Source organism: Luteimicrobium sp. NPDC057192 (genome assembly GCF_042670205.1).
Classification (GTDB): Bacteria; Actinomycetota; Actinomycetes; order Actinomycetales; family Cellulomonadaceae; genus Luteimicrobium.
On sequence record NZ_JBHUWD010000001.1, the window covers coordinates 129,403 to 148,054 of the forward strand.

The following is an 18,652-nucleotide window of genomic DNA, read 5'->3' on the forward strand; positions in this document are numbered from 1 at the left end:
TTTGGTGTTTGGGGGGGGCGCCCCCCCCGGGGGGCCACCCGGCGGGCCCCCGGGGCGGGCCCGTGTTTGGGGGGGGGGGGGGCGCGCCCCCCCCCCCCCCCCCCCGCGACTGGACCCTCACCGACTGCACCCGGTCACACCGGCAGAACCACCACGTAACGCTGAGGCTCGACGCCTCGCGAGTCGCTCGTGAGGCCTGAGGCCGCGACCTGGTCGTGCACGACCTTGCGCTCGAAGGCGTTCAGGGGATCGAGCGCAAGCTCCTTCCCCGTCTCCTTCACCGTCGCGATGGCTGACGTGGCGATCTCGACGAGCTCAGCCCGGCGCCGCGCGCGGTAGCCCGCGACGTCCAGCATGAGGCGGCTGCGCTCCCCCGTCTTGGTCTGGACGGCGAGCCGCGTGAGCTCCTGGAGAGCTTCGAGAACTTCGCCATCAGCACCGGCGAGGTGCCGCAGCGCCGCCGCGTCGTCGGCGACGATCTCGACCGCCGCCCGGTCGTTCTCGACGTCGATCTCGATGTCGCCGTCGAGGTCGGCGATGTCGAGGAGCTCCTCGAGGTAGTCGGCGGCGATCTCGCCTTCCTCCTCGAGCCGCTTCGTCGGGCCCGGCTCGGCGGGGTGCGTCTCGGAGGACGTCATGTGATTCTCCTTCAGTACAAGCGGACGGCCAGCGCTGCGACGCTGCAGCGCCTGGTCGAGGGGATCTCAGGCCGCGGAAGCGGCGCGGGTGCTACCGCTTCTTGCGCTTCTTGCCCGACCCGGGCCCTGCCGGCCGCTGCTTCGCCGTGCCGGCCGAGCCGCTCGGCTTGCCCGCCTGCTTGGTGCCGCTGGCACCAGCCGACTTCGCGGCCTGACTCGTCGAAGCCCCCCGCGCGGGAGCCTCGTCCGCGGCGGTCGCGGGCGGCTCCGCAGCGACGTTCGACTCGGCCACGGCGCCGGCCGGCTTCGCAGGACCGCGGTTCCGGTCCTTGCGCTTGGGCTGCTGACGCTGACCGCGGGGCGCCTCGATGATCAGGGGCTCCTCGGGGATGATCCCCTTGGCGCGGTCGCGCGCTGCCTTCTTCTCCTTGTAGATGCGCTCGGCCTCGGAGCCCGGCGCCGGCATGCGCTTGATCGTGTAGAACTGCTGCCCCATGGACCAGAGGTTCGTCGTGGTCCAGTAGACGAGAACACCGATCGGGAAGTTGATGCCCGAGATGGCGAAGATCACCGGGTAGCCCCAGAGCATGAGCTTCTGGGTCTGCGCCATCGGCCCCTGGAGCGCCGCCTTCGGCATGTTCTTCATCGTCAGCTGACGCTGCGTGAAGAAGGTCGTCGCACACATCGCGACGATGAGGACCGCCGCCGCGACCTTCGCGTTGGTGCCGTCGGCACTCTTGAACACGTCCGAGAGCTGGGCACCGAAGATCTGTGACGTCTCGATGTCGTGCGCGACCGAGGAGTTGATCGGCCCGATCGCGCCTCTGTCGCCGTCAGCGATCTGAGGCAGGTGGTTGAGCACGCGGAACAGCGCGAAGAAGATCGGCGACTGCAGCAGGATCGGAAGGCACGAGGCGAACGGGTTGGTCCCGTGCTTGCGGTACAGCGCCATCGTCTCGCGCGAGAGCGCCTCGCGGGACGCCGGGTCGCTCTTGCCCTTGTACTTCTTCTGGATGGCTTGCAGCTCCGGCTGCATCATCTGCATGCCGCGCGACGCCCGGATCTGCCGGAAGAAGAGCGGGATCAGGATTATCCGGATGACGATCACGAGCCCGACGATCGACAGAACCCACGCAAAGCTGGGCCCTTCGGAGAAACCGATGTGAGTCAGTACCCAGTGACAGGCGTACATGATCCAGGCGACGGCCCACTCGATGGGCCCGAGGATCGTGTCGAACATGTGTCAGAGCTCCCTGGTTCGGGGGTTCCCGTGGCGCGGCATCAGACCGCAGTGCCAGACAGGTGGTGGTGGTCGGTGTGCTGACCCTCGTGCAGGGTCGGCGAACGCCACTCCCCGAGCGGCGGGACGTCGTCGACGCCGCCCTTGCTCCAGGGGTTGCAGCGGAGGAGCCGCCAGGCGGCCAGGACGAGTCCCTTGAGGATCCCGTGCCGCTCGACCGCCGTGACGGCGTAGCTCGAGCAGGAGGGGTAGTACTTGCAGGTGGCCGGCCGCATGGGTGAGACGAAGCGCTGGTACCACCGGATCGGTGCGATGAGCACGCGGCGCGGGAGCGTCCTGGCGAGGCTCATCGAGCGACCTTCCGGAGGGCGGAGCGTACGGCCCCGTCAAGCTCGTCCGACAAGACGGTGAAGCTGACATCGGCCGCCGCGGGCAGCGCGCGGACGACGACCGCCGTGCCAGCCGGAAGCATGCCGACGACCGGGAGCGACGCGGCCCGGAGGCGGCGCTTCACGAGGTTACGGGTCACGGCGTTCCCTACGGCCTTGGATACGACGAAGCCGACCTTGGTAGGTCCGCCCCCTGTTGCGGGAGCGAGATGGACCACCAAGGTCGACCGTCCCGCGCGAACCCCCGTCCGAACGGTTCCGCTGAACTCCTGCGGACGACGGAGGCGGTGCGCTGCGGGCAGCACCGTCGAGGGTCAGGCGGAGAGCTCGGCGCGGCCCTTGCGGCGGCGGGCCGAGAGGATGGCGCGGCCGGCGCGGGTACGCATGCGAAGACGGAAACCGTGGGTCTTCGCGCGGCGGCGGTTGTTCGGCTGGAAGGTGCGCTTGCTCACGGGGCTCTCCAAGAACGTCGGGAGGGTGCGTCCCCAGCAACGCCAGGGATCGCGGTCGTACACGTCTGTTGCTCCGGGACTCGCGTCGTGCTTGCCACACAACCGGGGCACGCGCGACGCGAAGTGAGTGCGCGGGCACGCCAAGAAAGCCCAGAACGGCTGTCCCACGCTACGTCACGACCGGCTGGCGGGTCAAACGCGGCCTGGCGCGACCCGGCGCCAGCCCGCTCGGGGCCACCAGCACCGCCCCGCGTGCGGTCGACGGGTACGAGCGGCCGCCTCAGCGCATGCGCTGCCCCCAGCGTGCCAGAGCGAGAACGGACTCTGCCGACGGGTTCTTTCCACACCTGGGGACGACGAGGGGCGCAGCACCGCTCCGTCATCCACAGCTCCTGTGGGAATCTCCGTCTCCGCAGGTCCCGGGGCTGAGACAAGTCTGGACCGCAGCGGTGCGATCCCAGCGTTTGCACAACGTCCATCCACCGTCCACCGTGGTGTGAACGACGTCACCCTGTTACCCACAAGCTGTGGACAACTATGTGGACAGCGATCCTCCGTGGCAGACTGAACCAGCCCCGCGAGCGGTCCGGCACGCCTGCCTCCGAGTCCGCGCCGGGGCCGTCGTCGACGGCATCACACGGGCGTCCTGCCTCGACGGAGGACTACCCAGCAGACCGCCACCACCCGTCGTCCCGAAGGATCTCGACCGTGCCCAACGAGCCAGCCACCATCGCCGCGGTCTGGTCCGCAGCACGAGCACAGCTCGAGAGCGACCCGGACGTCACGCCTCGCCAGCGGGGGTACGTCCGGCTGGTGGCCCCCCTCGCGCACATCGACGACACGGTCTTCCTCAAGGTCTCGGACGAGCCCATCCGCTCCTTCATCGAAACCAACCTCCGCGCCGACCTCGTCGGGGCCTTGGCCGGCGTCCTCGGGTACGAACCCAAGCTCGCCATCTCGGTCGACCCCGACCTGCAGATCGACGACGCCGACGTCGAGCCGTTCGTCCGCCAGGCTGCCACCTCGGCCGCGGGTGCGGCCACGGCCCGCCCCGGTGTCGAGGAGGACGCCGACCGCGCGCCGCTCGCCGGGACGCACGCCGCCTTCGGCACCACGGTCCCGCTGCCCGACGCCGGCGCGCCGGGCGGGATGCGGGCGGCGCAGCACGCGCCTCGCCACGCCGAGCCGTCCGCGCCGCTCGGCGAGAACAGCCGGCTCAACCCGAAGTACCTGTTCGAGACGTTCGTCATCGGCGCGTCCAACCGGTTCGCGCACGCGGCCGCGGTCGCGGTCGCGGAGGCTCCGGCGAAGGCGTACAACCCGCTCTTCATCTACGGCGACTCGGGCCTCGGCAAGACCCACCTGCTCCATGCGATCGGCCACTACGCCCAGAGCCTCTACCCGAACGTCCGGGTGCGGTACGTGAACTCGGAGGAGTTCACCAACGACTTCATCAACTCGATCGGAGAGGGCAAGGCGGGGGCGTTCCAGCGGCGCTACCGCGACGTCGACGTCCTCCTCATCGACGACATCCAGTTCCTGCAGGGCAAGGAACAGACGATGGAGGAGTTCTTCCACACGTTCAACGCGCTGCACAACGCAAACAAGCAGGTCGTGATCACCTCCGACCTGCCGCCCAAGCAGCTCAACGGCTTCGAGGACCGCCTGCGGTCCCGGTTCGAGTGGGGCCTCATCACGGACGTCCAGCCGCCGGACCTCGAGACCCGCATCGCGATCCTGCGCAAGAAGGCGCTCCAGGAGCGCCTGGACGCCCCGGACGACGTGCTCGAGTACATCGCGAGCCGGATCTCGACGAACATCCGCGAGCTCGAGGGCGCCCTGATCCGCGTCACGGCGTTCGCGAACCTCAACCGCCAGCCGGTCGACCAGTCGTTGGCCGAGATCGTCCTCAAGGACCTCATCACGGACGACGACGCCGGCGAGATCACCGCCGCGAGCGTGATCGCGCAGACGGCCGCGTACTTCGGTCTGACGATCGACGACCTGTGCGGCAGCTCGCGCTCGCGCGTGCTCGTGACCGCCCGGCAGATCGCCATGTACCTGTGCCGCGAGCTGACGGACCTGTCGCTGCCGAAGATCGGCCAGCAGTTCGGGGGCCGCGACCACACCACGGTCATGCACGCGAACCGCAAGATCAGCGAGCAGATGGCCGAGCGTCGCTCGATCTACAACCAGGTCACGGAGCTGACGAGCCGGATCAAGCAGCAGCATCGCGGCTGACGAACGTTTTGCCCGCTTCGACGTTGTTCACACTTGTGCACAAGCCTGTGGATGAATGTGGACGGCGGTCCGTGAGCCTGTGGACCGGCGGCCGGCGGCGGTGGACGCGATGTGTGCACGGATCGGACGTCCACATCGGGCGCGACTTGTCGACATCCGATCCCCCACGATGTCCACAGGGGTGGAGAACCTCTGACCTGCGGCGAGACACGTCTTCCACAGTCTGCACAAGGGCTATGACGACGACGAGACCTATCTCCGAGGGGCCGCCACGCGCCGTCAGAGCGTGCGGTGGTCCCGGGCGCACGGCTCGGCTGACGGTGTCGGTCCTGTCGCGTAGGGTGCTTCCAGGAATGGCGCGCTCGTACCGCACCCGGTCGGCGCCACAGAGCAGGGCTGGCACCGAAGAGGGAGTGGCATGAAGTTCCGGGTCGAGCGTGACGTCCTCGCCGAAGCCGTCACGTGGACCGCGCGCACGCTGCCCACGCGTCCTCCGGCGCCCGTCCTCGCGGGCGTCCTGCTCGACGCCGACGCCAGCGGTGTCCTCGGCCTCGCGAGCTTCGACTACGAGGTCTCCGCACGCTCCCAGGTCCCCGCGGACGTCGCCGAGGCAGGACGTGCGCTCGTCTCGGGTCGGCTCCTCGCCGAGATCTCGCGCTCGCTGCCGGACAAGCCGGTCGACGTCGCGCTCGAGGGCTCGAAGATCACGATGACCTGCGGTGCGAGCCGGTTCACGCTCCTCACCATGCCCGTCGAGGACTACCCCGCGCTCCCCGCGATGCCGGAGACCTCGGGCTCGGTGTCCGGCGAGGACCTCACGCACGCGGTCGCGCAGGTCAGCGTCGCCGCCAGCCGGGACGACACGCTCCCCCTCCTCACCGGCGTGCGCGTCGAGATCGAGGGCGAGAAGGTCACGCTGCTCGCGACCGACCGGTACCGGCTGGCGCTCAAGGAGCTGACCTGGAAGCCGGCGTGGCCCGACTTCTCGACCGTCGCGCTGGTCCGTGCCCGCACGCTCTCCGACGTCGCGAAGTCGCTCGGCGCCTCCGGCGACGTCGACGTGGCCCTGTCCACGGGGCAGGGCGTCGACCTCATCGGCTTCGAGGCCGGCGGCCGCCGGACGACGTCGCTCCTGGTCGACGGTGACTACCCGCCCGTGCGGCGGCTGTTCCCCGACGAGACCCCGATCCACGCGGTGGTCGCGACCCAGCCGCTGATCGACGCCGCGAAGCGCGTCGCGCTGGTCGCGGAGCGCAACACCGCGATCCGGCTGTCGTTCACCGACGGCCAGGTCGTCCTGGACGCGGGCCAGGGCGACGACGCGCAGGCGTCGGAGGCGCTCGAGGCCAAGCTCGAGGGCGACGACATCTCGGTCGCCTTCAACCCCCAGTTCCTCCTCGACGGCCTGGGTGCCCTGGGCGCCGACTTCGTGCGCTTCGGTTTCACGCACCCGAACAAGCCCGTCGAGTTCACCGGCCAGGACTCGCTCGACGGTGTCGAGCGTTCCGACTACCGGTACCTCCTCGTCCCGATCCGCTTCGCGAGCTGACCGCGCGTCCGCGGACGGGGCGAACGGACCACCGACCTTCATCAGCACGCCCGGACCGACGAGCCCGAGCAGGAACGGAGCGACCATGGAACCCGTCCGCCACCTCGGACTCGTCGGGCTCGGCCGGATGGGTGCGGGCATGCGCGAGCGGCTGCGCCGCGCCGGCCTGACCGTCACGGGCTACGACCGCAACCCCGACGTGTCCGACGTCGCGTCGCTCACGGACCTCGTCGCGGCTCTTCCCGAGGGCGGCCGGGCGGTCTGGGTCATGGTCCCCGCAGGAGCCGTCACGCAGGGCGTCATCGACGAGCTCGCCGGCCTCCTGGGCCCGGGTGACGTCGTCGTCGACGGCGGGAACTCGCGCTACACGGACGACCAGCTCCACGCGGCGGCCCTGGCCGAGCACGGGATCGGGTACGTCGACGTCGGCGTGTCGGGCGGCGTGTGGGGCCTGCAGAACGGCTACGCGCTCATGGCCGGTGGGGACGCGAAGCACGTCGAGGCGCTCCTGCCGGTGTTCGACGCGCTGCGTCCCGAGGGGCCGCGCGAGGAGAGCTTCGTGCACGCCGGCGAGGTCGGCGCGGGCCACTACGCGAAGATGGTCCACAACGGCATCGAGTACGGCGTCATGCAGGCCTATGCCGAGGGTTACGAGCTGCTCGAGGCCAAGGACATCGTCACCAACGTGCCCGGCACGTTGCGCGCGTGGAGCCGCGGCACGGTGATCCGTTCCTGGCTGCTCGACCTCTTGGTCAAAGCCCTCGAGGAGGACCCGGACCTCGCTGCCATCGACGACTGGGTCGACGACTCGGGTGAAGGTCGGTGGACCGTCGACGAGGCAATCGAGAACGCCGTCCCGCTCCCCGTGATCACGGCCGCGCTGTTCGCCCGGTTCGCCTCGCGACAGCCCGACTCCCCCGCGCTCAAGGCGGTCGCGGCCCTCCGCCAGCAGTTCGGCGGCCACGCGGTGAAGCCCGCGGGCTCGTGACCTGCGCGTCCGCGGCGACCTCGGGGACGCCGTCCGCCCTCGTCCCGCCCGCTTCCCCGCCCCGACGACGACGCAGCACGTCATGTACGTCTCCCACCTCTCCCTGACGGACTTCCGGTCGTACCCGTCGGTCGACCTCGAGCTCGAGCCCGGCGTCAACGCGTTCGTGGGCCCGAACGGCCAGGGCAAGACGAACCTCGTCGAGGCGGTCGGCTACCTGGCGACCCTGCGCAGCCACCGGGCGCCGACGGACGCCGCGTTGATCCGCGCCGGGGCGAGCCGCGCCGTCGTCCGTGCCCGGGTGGTGCGGGGCGACCGGGCGAGCACCATCGACCTCGAGCTGGTGCCCGGGAAGGCGAACCGGGCGCGGATCAACCGTGCCCCGGTGCCGCGACCGCGCGACGTGCTCGGGCTGGTCCGCACGGTCGTGTTCGCCCCGGAGGACCTCGCCCTCGTCAAGGGCGATCCCGACGGTCGACGACGGTTCCTCGACGACCTGACCGTCCTCCTCGTGCCCCGGATGGCGGGCGTCCTGCAGGACTACGAGCGGACGGTGCGGCAGCGGTCGGCGCTGCTGAAGTCGGCGGGATCGGCACGGTTCGGCCGCGGTCGGGGCCGGACCGCTCCCCCGCCACCCGAGGACGGTGAGGCGCCGTCGTCCGAGCTGTCGACCCTCGACGTGTGGGACGCGAAGCTTGCGGGGCTGGGCGGCCAGATCGTCGCGCTGCGGGCACGTCTCGTGGCCGCCCTCACGCCGTACGTCCACGACGCCTACGAGGCCGTGAGCGCCGGCCAGGGGGCCGCAGCGACCACGTACCGCCCGTCGCCCGGGCTCCCGGACGAGGGTGCCATCCCGAGCCCCGCCGACGCGGAGGCCGCGCTCCTCGCCGCCATGGCCGAGCTGCGCCCCAGGGAGCTCGAACGCGGGGTGTGCCTCGTCGGTCCGCACCGCGACGACGTGGAGCTCCGCCTCGGCGACCTGCCGGCGAAGGGCTACGCGAGCCACGGTGAGTCGTGGTCGTTCGCGCTGGCGCTGCGGCTGGCGTCGTACCGCCTCCTCACGGCGGGACCGTCGACGCTGCCCGTCGGCCCGGGCGGCGGCGACGACGCGCCGTGGGCCGACCCGCTCGGTGCGGGCTGGGCCGAGGACAGCGAACCGGTGCTCGTGCTGGACGACGTGTTCGCCGAGCTCGACGCGCGCCGTCGGGACCGCCTGGCAGACCTCGTCGCCGATGCCCGGCAGGTCCTCATCACCGCGGCGGTCGCGGGAGACGTCCCGGCGAGCCTCGTGGGAGCGCGGTTCGACGTCCACCAGGGTGAGGTCACGCGTGTCCCGTGACGAGCGGCGCCCGGACGTCCCCGATCCCGAGCCCTCGGGCCGGGACGGGCGCGGTCCCGCCGCGCCCGACGACGACGCGCAGCCCCGCGACCCGGCCCTCCCGGTCCACGAGGTCGCGGACGACCTCACTCCCCCGCACGAGGTCGCGCGCGAGGCGCTGGCGCGCGCCAAGCAGGCCGCGCGGGCCAAGGGGCTGCGTCCGGGCGTCGTCCGGCGCCCGCTCGTCGCGGACGGACCGCAGCGCGTCCACAACCCCGGGGGCCGCGACCCCCAGCTCGTGGCCGACGTGCTCGCGAACCTGCTCAAGGCCCGGGGGTGGGTCGAAGGCGTGTCGGTCGGGGGCGTCGTCGGGCGCTGGCCGGAGGTCGTGGGCGAGTCGGTCGCGGCGCACTGCGTGCCGGAGTCCTTCGACGACAAGGTGCTCGTCGTCCGGGCCGACTCGACGGCCTGGGCGACGCAGGTCGAGCTGCTGGCGCCGAGGCTCCTCGAGGCGTTGGCGCGGGAGGTCGGCGCGGGGGTGGTCGAGCAGGTGCGCGTGCTCGGTCCCGGGGGCCCGAGCTTCCGCCGCGGACGCCGTTCCGTGCAGGGCCGGGGGGCCCGTGACACGTGGGGTTGAGGGCCGCGTGGAGGTTGTGGAGATCGCTGTGGATAAGGGCCCGCTTCCGGGCGTTTCCAGCGATTCCCAGGTAGACTGTGTGGTGTACAGACGCGCGTGGGTCACCACCTCCGCCGCCGGCACCAGGCTGGTGAACGGCCGGCCCGAGTGTCACGAGCACGACAGGTGGTGACGTCCACGCGCGAGTCATGACGGGAGAGTTGTCGCACGTGACGGAAACGACCGGTAACCCAGGTTCCGAGACGACAGGTGGTTCGCCGGGCGGCACGTACGACGCCAGCGCCATCACCGTGCTGGAGGGTCTGGAGGCCGTCCGCAAGCGGCCGGGCATGTACATCGGCTCGACGGGTGAACGGGGCCTGCACCACCTGGTGTACGAGGTGGTCGACAACTCCGTCGACGAGGCGCTGGCCGGCTACGCGGACCACATCGACGTGACGATCCTCCCCGACGGCGGCGTCCGCGTCGCCGACAACGGGCGCGGCATCCCGGTCGGGATGCACCCGACGCAGGGCAAGCCCACCGTCGAGGTCGTCATGACCATCCTCCACGCGGGCGGCAAGTTCGGCGGGGGCGGCTACGCCGTCTCCGGCGGTCTGCACGGCGTGGGCGTGTCCGTGGTCAACGCGCTCTCGACCCGCGTGCTCACGGAGGTCCGTCGCGAGGGCTACGTGTGGCGCCAGGAGTTCGCGGACGGCGGTACGCCGGTCACCGGGCTCGAGCGCGGCGAGGAGAACGACGAGACGGGCACCACCCAGACGTTCTGGGCCGACCCGACGATCTTCGAGACCACCGAGTACGACTTCGAGACGCTGCGGGCGCGCTTCCAGCAGATGGCCTTCCTCAACAAGGGCCTGCGGATCTCGCTCACGGACGAGCGGACGCAGCACCACGACGTCCTGGCAGACGAGGTCGTGGGTGCGCCGGCGGCCGGAGACGACACGCCGCCCCAGGTCCCGGCCGACACCGTGACCACGACCGAGAGCGGCGCGATGACCGTGAGCTATCGGTACGACGGCGGTCTGACGGACTACGTGCGCCACCTCAACGCCGCGAAGCGTGTCGAGATCGTCAACCCGGAGATCATCGACTTCGAGTCCGAGGACACCGACAAGCACATCTCCGTCGAGATCGCGATGCAGTGGACGACCGCGTACTCGGAGTCTGTGTTCACCTACGCCAACACCATCACGACCACCGAGGGCGGGACGCACGAGGAGGGCTTCCGTGCCGCGCTGACCTCGCTGATCAACCGGTACGCGAAGGACAAGGGCATCCTCAAGGAGAAGGACGACAACCTCACGGGTGACGACATCCGCGAGGGGCTGACGGCCGTCCTCTCGATCAAGCTCGGCGAGCCCCAGTTCGAGGGCCAGACCAAGACGAAGCTCGGGAACACCGAGGCCAAGACGTTCGTGCAGCGCGTCGTGAACGAGCAGCTCGGCGACTGGCTCGACTCGCACCCGAACGAGGCGCGCGACATCATCCGCAAGGCCATCCAGGCGTCGGCGGCTCGTGTGGCGGCCCGCAAGGCGCGCGAGGCGACGCGCCGCAAGGGCCTGCTCGAGTCGGGCGGCATGCCCGGCAAACTCAAGGACTGCCAGTCGAACCGCCCCGAGGACTGCGAGGTCTTCATCGTCGAGGGTGACTCGGCGGGCGGTTCCGCGGTGCGCGGGCGCAACCCGCACAACCAGGCGATCCTCCCCATCCGCGGCAAGATCCTCAACGTCGAGCGCGCGCGCCTCGACAAGGCTCTCTCGAACCAGGAGGTCCAGGCGCTGATCACGGCCTTCGGGACCGGGATCGGTGAGGACTTCGACCTCGCGAAGCTGCGCTATCACAAGATCGTGCTCATGGCTGATGCGGACGTCGACGGCAAGCACATCTGCACGCTCCTGCTGACGCTCCTGTTCCGCTACATGCGGCCCCTCATCGAGAACGGGCACGTGTTCCTCGCGCAGCCGCCGCTGTACCGCATCAAGTGGTCGAACGCGGAGCACGACTACGTGTACAGCGACCGTGAGCGTGACGCGGTCGTCGCGGACGGCCAGGCCCACAACAAGCGCCTCCCCAAGGACAACGGGATCCAGCGCTACAAGGGTCTCGGGGAGATGGACTACACCGAGCTGTGGACGACGACGATGGACCCGGAGCACCGCACCCTGCTCCAGGTCACGCTCGACGACGCGGCCGCGGCGGACGAGGTCTTCTCGGTCCTCATGGGCGAGGACGTGGAGTCGCGGCGCAGCTTCATCCAGCGCAACGCGAAGGACGTGAGGTTCCTGGACATCTGATCTCTGTCGTCTTGTACATGATCTCGACGCGATCGTCAGCCGATGTACAAGACGCAGCAGTGCCCAGGCCCCACGAGGAGAACAGAGGAATTTCGTGACCGACACCCCTGAGAACGACCAGCCGCAGCAGCCGACCGGGGACGGCACCGCCGTCCTGCACGGGCGCATCGAGGCCGTCGACCTCAACGTCGAGATGCAGCGGTCGTACCTCGACTACGCGATGAGCGTCATCGTGACGCGCGCGCTGCCCGACGTCCGGGACGGACTCAAGCCGGTCCATCGCCGGGTGCTCTACGCGATGTACGACGGCGGCTACCGCCCTGACCGCGGGTTCAACAAGTGCTCGCGCGTGGTCGGCGACGTCATGGGCAAGTACCACCCGCACGGCGACAGCGCGATCTACGACGCGCTCGTCCGGCTGGTCCAGGACTGGTCGCTCCGCTACCCGTTGGTCGCGGGGCAGGGCAACTTCGGCTCGCCCGGCAACGACCCGGCCGCGGCTCCGCGGTACACGGAGTGCCGCATGGCGCCGATCGCCATGGAGATGGTCCGCGACATCGACCGCGACACGGTCGACTTCCAGGACAACTACGACGGCAAGACGCAGGAACCGTCGGTCCTCCCTTCGCGCTTCCCGAACCTGCTGGTCAACGGCTCGGCGGGGATCGCCGTCGGCATGGCGACGAACATCCCGCCGCACAACCTGCGCGAGGTCGCGGAAGGCGTGCGCTGGGCGCTCGCCCACCCGGAGGCGACCAAGGAGGAGCTGCTCGAGGCGCTCATGGAGCGCATCAAGGGACCGGACTTCCCCACCCACGCGACGATCCTCGGCCGGCAGGGCATCGAGGACGCCTACCGCACGGGTCGCGGGTCGATCACGATGCGCGCCGTGGTCGAGGTCGAGGAGATCCAGGGCCGCACGTGCCTCGTGGTCAGCGAGCTCCCCTACCAGGTCAACCCGGACAACCTGGCCGAGAAGATCGCCCAGCTCGTCCGCGAGAACCGCATCCAGGGCATCGCGGACATCAAGGACGAGACCTCGGGCCGCACCGGCCAGCGCCTGGTCATCGTGCTCAAGCGCGACGCCGTCGCGAAGGTCGTCCTCAACAACCTGTACAAGCACACGCAGCTGCAGGACACGTTCGGCGCCAACATGCTGGCGCTCGTCGACGGCGTGCCGCGCACGCTGTCGCTCGACGCGTTCGTCCGGCACTGGGTCGCGCACCAGATCGAGGTCGTGGTCCGCCGCACGCAGTTCGACCTGCGCGAGGCCGAGAAGCGCATCCACATCTACCGCGGCTACCTCAAGGCGCTGGACCAGCTCGACGAGGTCATCGCGCTCATCCGCCGCTCCCCCGACGCCGACGCCGCGCGCGACGGCCTCATGGAGCTGCTGGGCGTCGACGACATCCAGGCCCGCGCGATCCTCGACATGCAGCTCCGCCGTCTGGCCGCGCTGCAGCGCCAGGAGATCATCGACGAGCACGACAAGCTCGAGAACCTCATCGTCGGGTACAAGGCGATCCTGGCCTCGCCCGAGCGTCAGCGCGAGATCGTCCAGGAAGAGCTCGACGAGATCGTCGCGAAGTACGGCGACGACCGCCGGACGAGGATCCTCCCCTACGGCGGCGACGTCTCGATCGAGGACCTCATCGCCGAGGAGGAGGTCGTCGTCACGATCACGCGCGGCGGCTACGCCAAGCGGACGCGGAGCGACAACTACCGCCAGCAGCGGCGAGGCGGTAAGGGCGTGCGTGGCGCGCAGCTGCGCGAGGACGACATCGTCGACCACTTCTTCGTCACGACGACGCACCACTGGCTGCTGTTCTTCACGAACCTCGGCCGCGTGTACCGCGCCAAGGCGTACGAGCTGCCCGAGGGCGGCCGCGACGCCAAGGGCCAGCACGTCGCGAACCTCATGGCGTTCCAGCCGGACGAGCGCATCGCCCAGGTCCTCGCGCTGCCCGACTACGACGCCGCCGAGTACCTCGTGCTCGCGACCCGTCGCGGGCTCGTGAAGAAGACCCGGCTGCAGGAGTACAACTCCCCCCGGTCGGGCGGCCTGATCGCGATCAACCTGCGGGAGGACGACGAGGGCCGCGCGGACGAGCTCGTCGCCGCGCTCCTCGTCGACGCCGGGAACGACCTCATCCTCGTGTCCCGCAAGGGCCAGTCCGTGCGCTTCACCGCGACGGACGACGCGCTGCGGCCGATGGGACGGGCCACGTCGGGCGTCACCGGCATGAAGTTCCGGGAGGACGACGAGCTCCTCGCCGCAGACGTCGTGCGCGAGGACGCCTACCTGTTCACCGTCACGGAGGGCGGGCTCGCGAAGCGGACCGCGCTCACCGTGGAGAACTACCGCGTCCAGGCCCGTGGCGGCCTGGGCATCAAGGTGGCGAACCTGCCCGCATCACGTGGAGACCTTGTGGGGGCTCTCGTGGTCGACCGCGACGACGAGGTACTCGTGATCATGGAGCGTGGAAAGATTGTGCGCTCCGCCGTCGACGAGGTGAACCCGACCGGCCGTTCCACCCAGGGCGTCACGTTCGCGAAGCCCGACAAGGGCGATCGCATCATCGGGGTGGCTCGGAACGTCGAGCGCAACCTCGGTGACGATCGGGATACCGTGGAAGCGACCGACCAGGCCGTGCCCGACGACGGCGCCGACGCCCCCACGGGCGATGCCGGTGACGCAGGGTCAGCCGGCACCGACACGACGATGCGAGGATGAGCCGGATGACCGACGAGAAGCACACCGCTCCCCCGGCGATCGCACCGCAGGCGCCCGCGCCCCGGCCCGACCTGCCGACGGTGCGGGGTCCCGTCGCGGTCCCGCCCCCGCCGCCGTCGTCCGTCGCCACCGACGACCGCACGCACCAGCGCTACCAGGGTTCCGCGCAGACGGACGCCACGAGCGACAGCGGGACCGGTGCTGTGACCTCGACGCTCGCCGCGATGCGGAAGGCCGCCAAGAAGGTCACCTCCGTGGTGACGGGCGAGGGCGGCCTCGAGACCGGCGCGACGCCCGTCGTGGCGTCCGCCTCGGCGCCGGCGCAGACCCAGCAGGCACGTCCCGCCGCCCAGCCGGCGGCCGCGCAGCAGCCCCAGGGCCAGCAGCAGTACGCGTACGCCGGCGCGGCCGGCTACGCGGGCGCTCAGGCGGCTCAGCCGCAGCCGCAGGTCCAGGCGCAGGCGCAGCCCTCGATCCAGCCGACGGCGGCACACGCCGGGTCGGCGCGCCGCGTGCGGCTCGTGGTCTCCCGGGTCAACCCGTGGTCGGTCATGAAGATGGCGTTCCTGCTGTCGATCGCGATCGGGATCATCACGGTCGTGGCGGCCGCCGTCGTCTGGACGATCCTCAACGGGATGCACCTGTTCGCGAACGTCAACGACCTCGTCGAGTCGGTCGTCGGCGACGAGACGCAGGTGAACGTGCTCCAGTACGTGGCGTTCTCCCGGACCATGTCGCTCGCGACGCTGATCGCGGTCGCGAACATCGTGCTCATCACCGCGCTCTCGACGCTCGGTGCGTTCCTGTACAACATCGCCGCAGCGCTCGTGGGTGGGGTGCACGTCACGCTGACGGACGACTGATCGGTTTGGGCGCGGCGGCGCACCTGGGGTAGTCTCAGTGCGCCGCAACCCCGCCGACGGCCGTTCACCACGGTCGCGACGAACTGCGCGGCTACGGGCCTATAGCTCAGACGGTTAGAGCGCTTCGCTGATAACGAAGAGGTCAGAGGTTCAAGTCCTCTTAGGCCCACCACCGAACCCATCGAAGGGGGACGTATGAAGAAGCTCCTGCTGCTCCTGATCGCCGCGGGCGTCGGGATCGTCGTCTGGCGCAAGCTCCGGGACGACGGCGGCGCACGCGATCTCTGGGCCGAGGTCACCGACACCTTCGAGTGACACCGGCTCCGTGTCCGGGGCCATGGCGCAATTGGTAGCGCACCTGCTTTGCAAGCAGGGGGTTAGGGGTTCGAGTCCCCTTGGCTCCACCAGCTCACACCGGTCCGACCTCCGCACGGCGGTCGAACCGGGACCAGGGCGGCGAACGACTCTCCGAGTCGCATCGCCGCCCTGTCGTCTTCGCTGATCTCGATGCCGTCGCCCTCTTCTGACGTCGCCGGTCGCTTCTTCGTCAGGCGTGGCTGGGCGCGTTGCGGGGGTCGAAGCCGACCTGCAGCAGCAGCCCAAGTTGGTCGGCCACACCCCAGTGCTCCACCATCTTCCCGTCCTCGAACCGTCCCACGTCGAAGACGTCGACCTCGACCGGCCGGTTCGTGGGAGGGAAGCCCATGACGGAGCCGGTGTTCACGCCGCGGGCTCGATTCCTGGTCCAGACGATGGCACCGGAGACGACCAGGTCCTCGACGGTGAGCGAGAAGTCGCTCATCCAGCGGTGCAGGACCCGGCTCACGCCTTTTGCCCCTTCAAGACCCGCGTTGTTCCCGCGCTGGTGCTCCTCGACGTCGGCTGCCATGAAGGCGTCCAGCACCGACTCGTCGCCGGCACCAATTCCTTCCTCGACGATCCGGCGGAAGCGCTCACCAACATCGATCGGATCCATGTCTCTCATCCCCTTGAGATAGAGCCAGACTCTATTCAAATAGAGTGTTACTCTATCCGGGTGTCTGTCAAGACCCCTGCCGATCCACCGAGCCGGCCGACGCTCCGGCAGGAGCAGGCGGCGGTCACGCGCAGCCGTATCCTCACAGCCGCCCGGCGCCTGTTCTTCCGCGACGGGTATGCCGCGACCACGCTCAAGACGGTGGCGGCGGAGGCGGGGGTCGCGGTCCAGACCGTCTACGCCGTCTTCGGCAGCAAGTCAGCGATCCTGACCGAGCTGCGCTGGATGGTGGTGGATCTCCCCGAGGCAGAGGTCGCGAGGCGCGAGGCCATGGCTGCGGCCACCGTCGAGGGAAGACTCGCCACCTTCGCGCACTCGATTCGTCTCCGATGGGAACTCACGGGTGACGTCGTACAGATCGACCAAGACGCGGTACGCACCGACTTGTCCATCAAGGTCGAGATCCAGCCGGCGGAGAGTCGCCGTCAAGCAGGAATCTCTGCGTTCTCCCGCGCGCTTGTCGACGACTTCGGACTCGCCATCGACACCGCACGACTGGCTGCTGCACTGGACGCCCTGACGATGTACCGGCTTTATGCCCAGCTTGTCGGGGTCCACGGGTGGAGTCCCGACGAATACGAGGCGTGGCTCGGAGCCCAGCTGGTGGGCAGCTTGGACTCGATCGCCTAGTTCCGACGATCTCGGGTTCGTCATCGGGGACACTCCGTGCCTCATCGGCCAGGCCGAGACTCAGCTCGGTTCCGCACGGTCGACGGACGGCGGGGGAGAGGATCAGGCGTAGCCGAACTGCTTGCGCGTCAGGGCGTCGAAGGCGCGGTCCGGGAGCACGGTGGCCAGCGCGACCGCGGTGCCGGCACCGGGGCCGATACGGTACCGGGTGCGCGGGCGGTCGACGACGGCGGCCTTCGCGACGAGCGCCGCGACGTCCTCCACGCTCGAGGTCTGCTTCTTGATCGCGGCGCCGGTGAAGTAGCGACGCATCGCGGCGGCCATGCCGGCGTACGGCCCGTCGCCGGACGCGGCGTCGAGGTGGTCCATCGCGGTGTCGTGCCAGTCGGTGTCGACATAGCTGGGCTGGACGAGCGTCACGTCGATGCCGAACTGCGCCACCTCCCCGCGGAGCGAGTCCGAGAGTGCCTCGAGCGCGAACTTCGAGGCGTGGTACCAGCCCCCGAGCGGCGCCGCGAACTCCCCGGCGAGCGAGGAGACGTTGACGATCCGGCCCTTGCCCTTCTCGCGCATCCCTGGCAGCACCGCCTGGATCAGCCCGACCGCGCCGAGGACGTTGACCTCGAGCTGGGCACGTGCGGCGTGGAGCGAGGTCTCCTCGACGCTCCCGAACTCGCCGTACCCGGCGCAGTTCACGAGCACGTCGATCGATCCGGCGGCGTCCGTCACGGCGTTGACGGCCCGGTATATCGACGGCTCGTCGGTGAGGTCGAGGGAGACGGGCGTCACGCCGTCGAGCCGGGCGATGGCCGCCGTGGTGCGTGCGGCGCCGAAGACGGTGAGCCCCTGCGCGGCAAGGAGCTCGGCGGTGCGTGCGCCGATCCCGGACGAGGCTCCGGTGACGAGTGCGACAGACATGCGACTACCCTTTCTGTGTACATCATTCACAATAAGAGGAGGTTACAGTGAACGACATGCACAGTCAACAGGATCGCGCGCTTCGGCTGCTCTGGGGCGTCGAGACCGCGACCAACCGCGGGCCCAAGGCCCGCTGGACGCCCGAGGACATCGCCGCCGCCGCCGTCGTGCTGGCCGACGAGGGGGGTCTGGACGCGGTCTCGCTCGCGCGGGTCGCGGCGCGCCTCGACATGACCACCACGGCGATCTACCGCTACGCGGACTCGAAGGCGACCCTCGTCGAGCTCATGGTCGACGTCGCGGTGGGGGAGCCGCCGCGGGACCTCGGGCCCGACTGGCGCCGGGCGTGCCGCGACTGGGCGCACCGGCTCGCTGAGCGCTACGCCGCCCATCCGTGGCTGAGCGACGTGCGACCGGCAGGGATGCCCCGCCAGCCGCACGTCTACGGCTGGATCGACGCGCTCGTCCGGGAGATCCCCGACGACGTCGCCGTCGACGCGCTGCGCCTCGCGCTGCTGCTCGACGGGATCGTGCGCGCCCACGCCGGCGTCGAACGGGGGCTGCGCGAGACCGAGCCGGTCCCGTGGCTCAGCGAAGCGGTCGCGGCGCGCTACCCGGCCCTCGCCGCGGCACCGGCCCAGGACGTGTCGGACCCGCGCTCGGAGCTGGAGTTCGCGCTCGACGCCGTCCTGCGCGGGGTCTCGACGGTGAGCGACTGAGCAGCG

The 18,652-nt window shown here is 70.2% G+C and carries 18 protein-coding genes and 2 tRNA genes; 13 read left to right on the top strand and 7 right to left on the bottom strand.

Features of this window, described 5'->3' with window-relative positions:
* Positions 1-134: 134 nt before the first annotated feature.
* From ACFT5B_RS00660 to rpmH, 5 genes are all read right to left on the bottom strand, one after another.
* Positions 135-638 carry a protein jag gene (locus tag ACFT5B_RS00660; protein WP_386796041.1) on the bottom strand — a complete coding sequence of 168 codons (504 nt, stop codon included), beginning with the start codon at positions 636-638 and terminating at the stop codon, positions 135-137.
* 91 nt (positions 639-729) lie between these two features.
* Complete coding sequence (gene yidC / locus ACFT5B_RS00665; protein ID WP_386796042.1) at positions 730-1,878, bottom strand: membrane protein insertase YidC; 1,149 nt, start codon at positions 1,876-1,878, stop codon at positions 730-732.
* A gap of 41 nt (positions 1,879-1,919) precedes the next feature.
* The gene (gene yidD, locus ACFT5B_RS00670; protein ID WP_386796043.1) at positions 1,920-2,228 is read right to left on the bottom strand and encodes a membrane protein insertion efficiency factor YidD; all 309 of its coding nucleotides are present in this window, start codon (positions 2,226-2,228) and stop codon (positions 1,920-1,922) included.
* Positions 2,225-2,572 carry a ribonuclease P protein component gene (gene rnpA, locus ACFT5B_RS00675; protein ID WP_386796044.1) on the bottom strand — a complete coding sequence of 116 codons (348 nt, stop codon included), beginning with the start codon at positions 2,570-2,572 and terminating at the stop codon, positions 2,225-2,227. Before rnpA ends, yidD begins: the two co-directional genes overlap by 4 nt.
* Before the next feature lie 9 nt (positions 2,573-2,581).
* On the bottom strand, positions 2,582-2,719 hold the full coding sequence (gene rpmH, locus ACFT5B_RS00680; RefSeq protein ID WP_036955291.1) for a 50S ribosomal protein L34: 138 nt from the start codon (positions 2,717-2,719) through the stop codon (positions 2,582-2,584).
* A 708-nt stretch (positions 2,720-3,427) separates the two neighbouring features.
* Here rpmH and dnaA point away from each other — a divergent pair.
* From dnaA to ACFT5B_RS00735, 11 genes are all read left to right on the top strand, one after another.
* A complete protein-coding gene (dnaA, locus tag ACFT5B_RS00685; protein ID WP_386796045.1) occupies positions 3,428-4,960 on the top strand; it encodes a chromosomal replication initiator protein DnaA in 1,533 nt (510 codons plus the stop codon).
* A gap of 418 nt (positions 4,961-5,378) precedes the next feature.
* A complete protein-coding gene (gene dnaN / locus ACFT5B_RS00690) occupies positions 5,379-6,509 on the top strand; it encodes a DNA polymerase III subunit beta (RefSeq protein ID WP_386796046.1) in 1,131 nt (376 codons plus the stop codon).
* A gap of 85 nt (positions 6,510-6,594) precedes the next feature.
* The gene (gene gnd, locus ACFT5B_RS00695; protein ID WP_386796047.1) at positions 6,595-7,497 is read left to right on the top strand and encodes a phosphogluconate dehydrogenase (NAD(+)-dependent, decarboxylating); all 903 of its coding nucleotides are present in this window, start codon (positions 6,595-6,597) and stop codon (positions 7,495-7,497) included.
* Positions 7,498-7,579: 82 nt separating this feature from the next.
* On the top strand, positions 7,580-8,836 hold the full coding sequence (gene recF / locus ACFT5B_RS00700) for a DNA replication/repair protein RecF (protein ID WP_386796048.1): 1,257 nt from the start codon (positions 7,580-7,582) through the stop codon (positions 8,834-8,836).
* A complete protein-coding gene (locus ACFT5B_RS00705) occupies positions 8,826-9,452 on the top strand; it encodes a DUF721 domain-containing protein (RefSeq protein WP_386796049.1) in 627 nt (208 codons plus the stop codon). Before recF ends, ACFT5B_RS00705 begins: the two co-directional genes overlap by 11 nt.
* Before the next feature lie 188 nt (positions 9,453-9,640).
* A complete protein-coding gene (gene gyrB, locus ACFT5B_RS00710; RefSeq protein ID WP_386796050.1) occupies positions 9,641-11,746 on the top strand; it encodes a DNA topoisomerase (ATP-hydrolyzing) subunit B in 2,106 nt (701 codons plus the stop codon).
* A gap of 94 nt (positions 11,747-11,840) precedes the next feature.
* Complete coding sequence (gene gyrA / locus ACFT5B_RS00715) at positions 11,841-14,480, top strand: DNA gyrase subunit A (protein ID WP_386796051.1); 2,640 nt, start codon at positions 11,841-11,843, stop codon at positions 14,478-14,480.
* Positions 14,481-14,485: 5 nt separating this feature from the next.
* Positions 14,486-15,343: a DUF3566 domain-containing protein gene (locus tag ACFT5B_RS00720; RefSeq protein WP_386796052.1), complete on the top strand. Its 858-nt coding sequence runs from the start codon at positions 14,486-14,488 to the stop codon at positions 15,341-15,343.
* Positions 15,344-15,438: 95 nt separating this feature from the next.
* Positions 15,439-15,515: transfer RNA gene (locus tag ACFT5B_RS00725), tRNA-Ile, on the top strand.
* 23 nt (positions 15,516-15,538) lie between these two features.
* Positions 15,539-15,658, top strand: a complete 120-nt coding sequence (locus ACFT5B_RS00730) for a DLW-39 family protein (RefSeq protein ID WP_386796053.1) — start codon at positions 15,539-15,541, stop codon at positions 15,656-15,658.
* 16 nt (positions 15,659-15,674) lie between these two features.
* Positions 15,675-15,750, top strand: a tRNA-Ala gene (locus tag ACFT5B_RS00735).
* Positions 15,751-15,890: 140 nt separating this feature from the next.
* Here ACFT5B_RS00735 and ACFT5B_RS00740 read toward each other — a convergent pair.
* Positions 15,891-16,319, bottom strand: coding sequence for an ester cyclase (locus tag ACFT5B_RS00740; protein ID WP_386796054.1), 429 nt, complete (start codon positions 16,317-16,319; stop codon positions 15,891-15,893).
* Between the two features lie 60 nt (positions 16,320-16,379).
* Here ACFT5B_RS00740 and ACFT5B_RS00745 point away from each other — a divergent pair, with 60 nt between their 5' ends.
* Positions 16,380-17,009: a TetR/AcrR family transcriptional regulator gene (locus ACFT5B_RS00745; protein ID WP_386796055.1), complete on the top strand. Its 630-nt coding sequence runs from the start codon at positions 16,380-16,382 to the stop codon at positions 17,007-17,009.
* A gap of 102 nt (positions 17,010-17,111) precedes the next feature.
* On the opposite strand, the gene ACFT5B_RS00750 is transcribed toward ACFT5B_RS00745, so the two are convergent.
* Positions 17,112-17,927, bottom strand: a complete 816-nt coding sequence (locus ACFT5B_RS00750) for an oxidoreductase (protein WP_386796056.1) — start codon at positions 17,925-17,927, stop codon at positions 17,112-17,114.
* Positions 17,928-17,983: 56 nt separating this feature from the next.
* Between ACFT5B_RS00750 and ACFT5B_RS00755 the strand changes: the two genes are divergently transcribed.
* Positions 17,984-18,646, top strand: coding sequence for a TetR/AcrR family transcriptional regulator (locus ACFT5B_RS00755; protein ID WP_386796057.1), 663 nt, complete (start codon positions 17,984-17,986; stop codon positions 18,644-18,646).
* Positions 18,647-18,652: the final 6 nt, after the last annotated feature.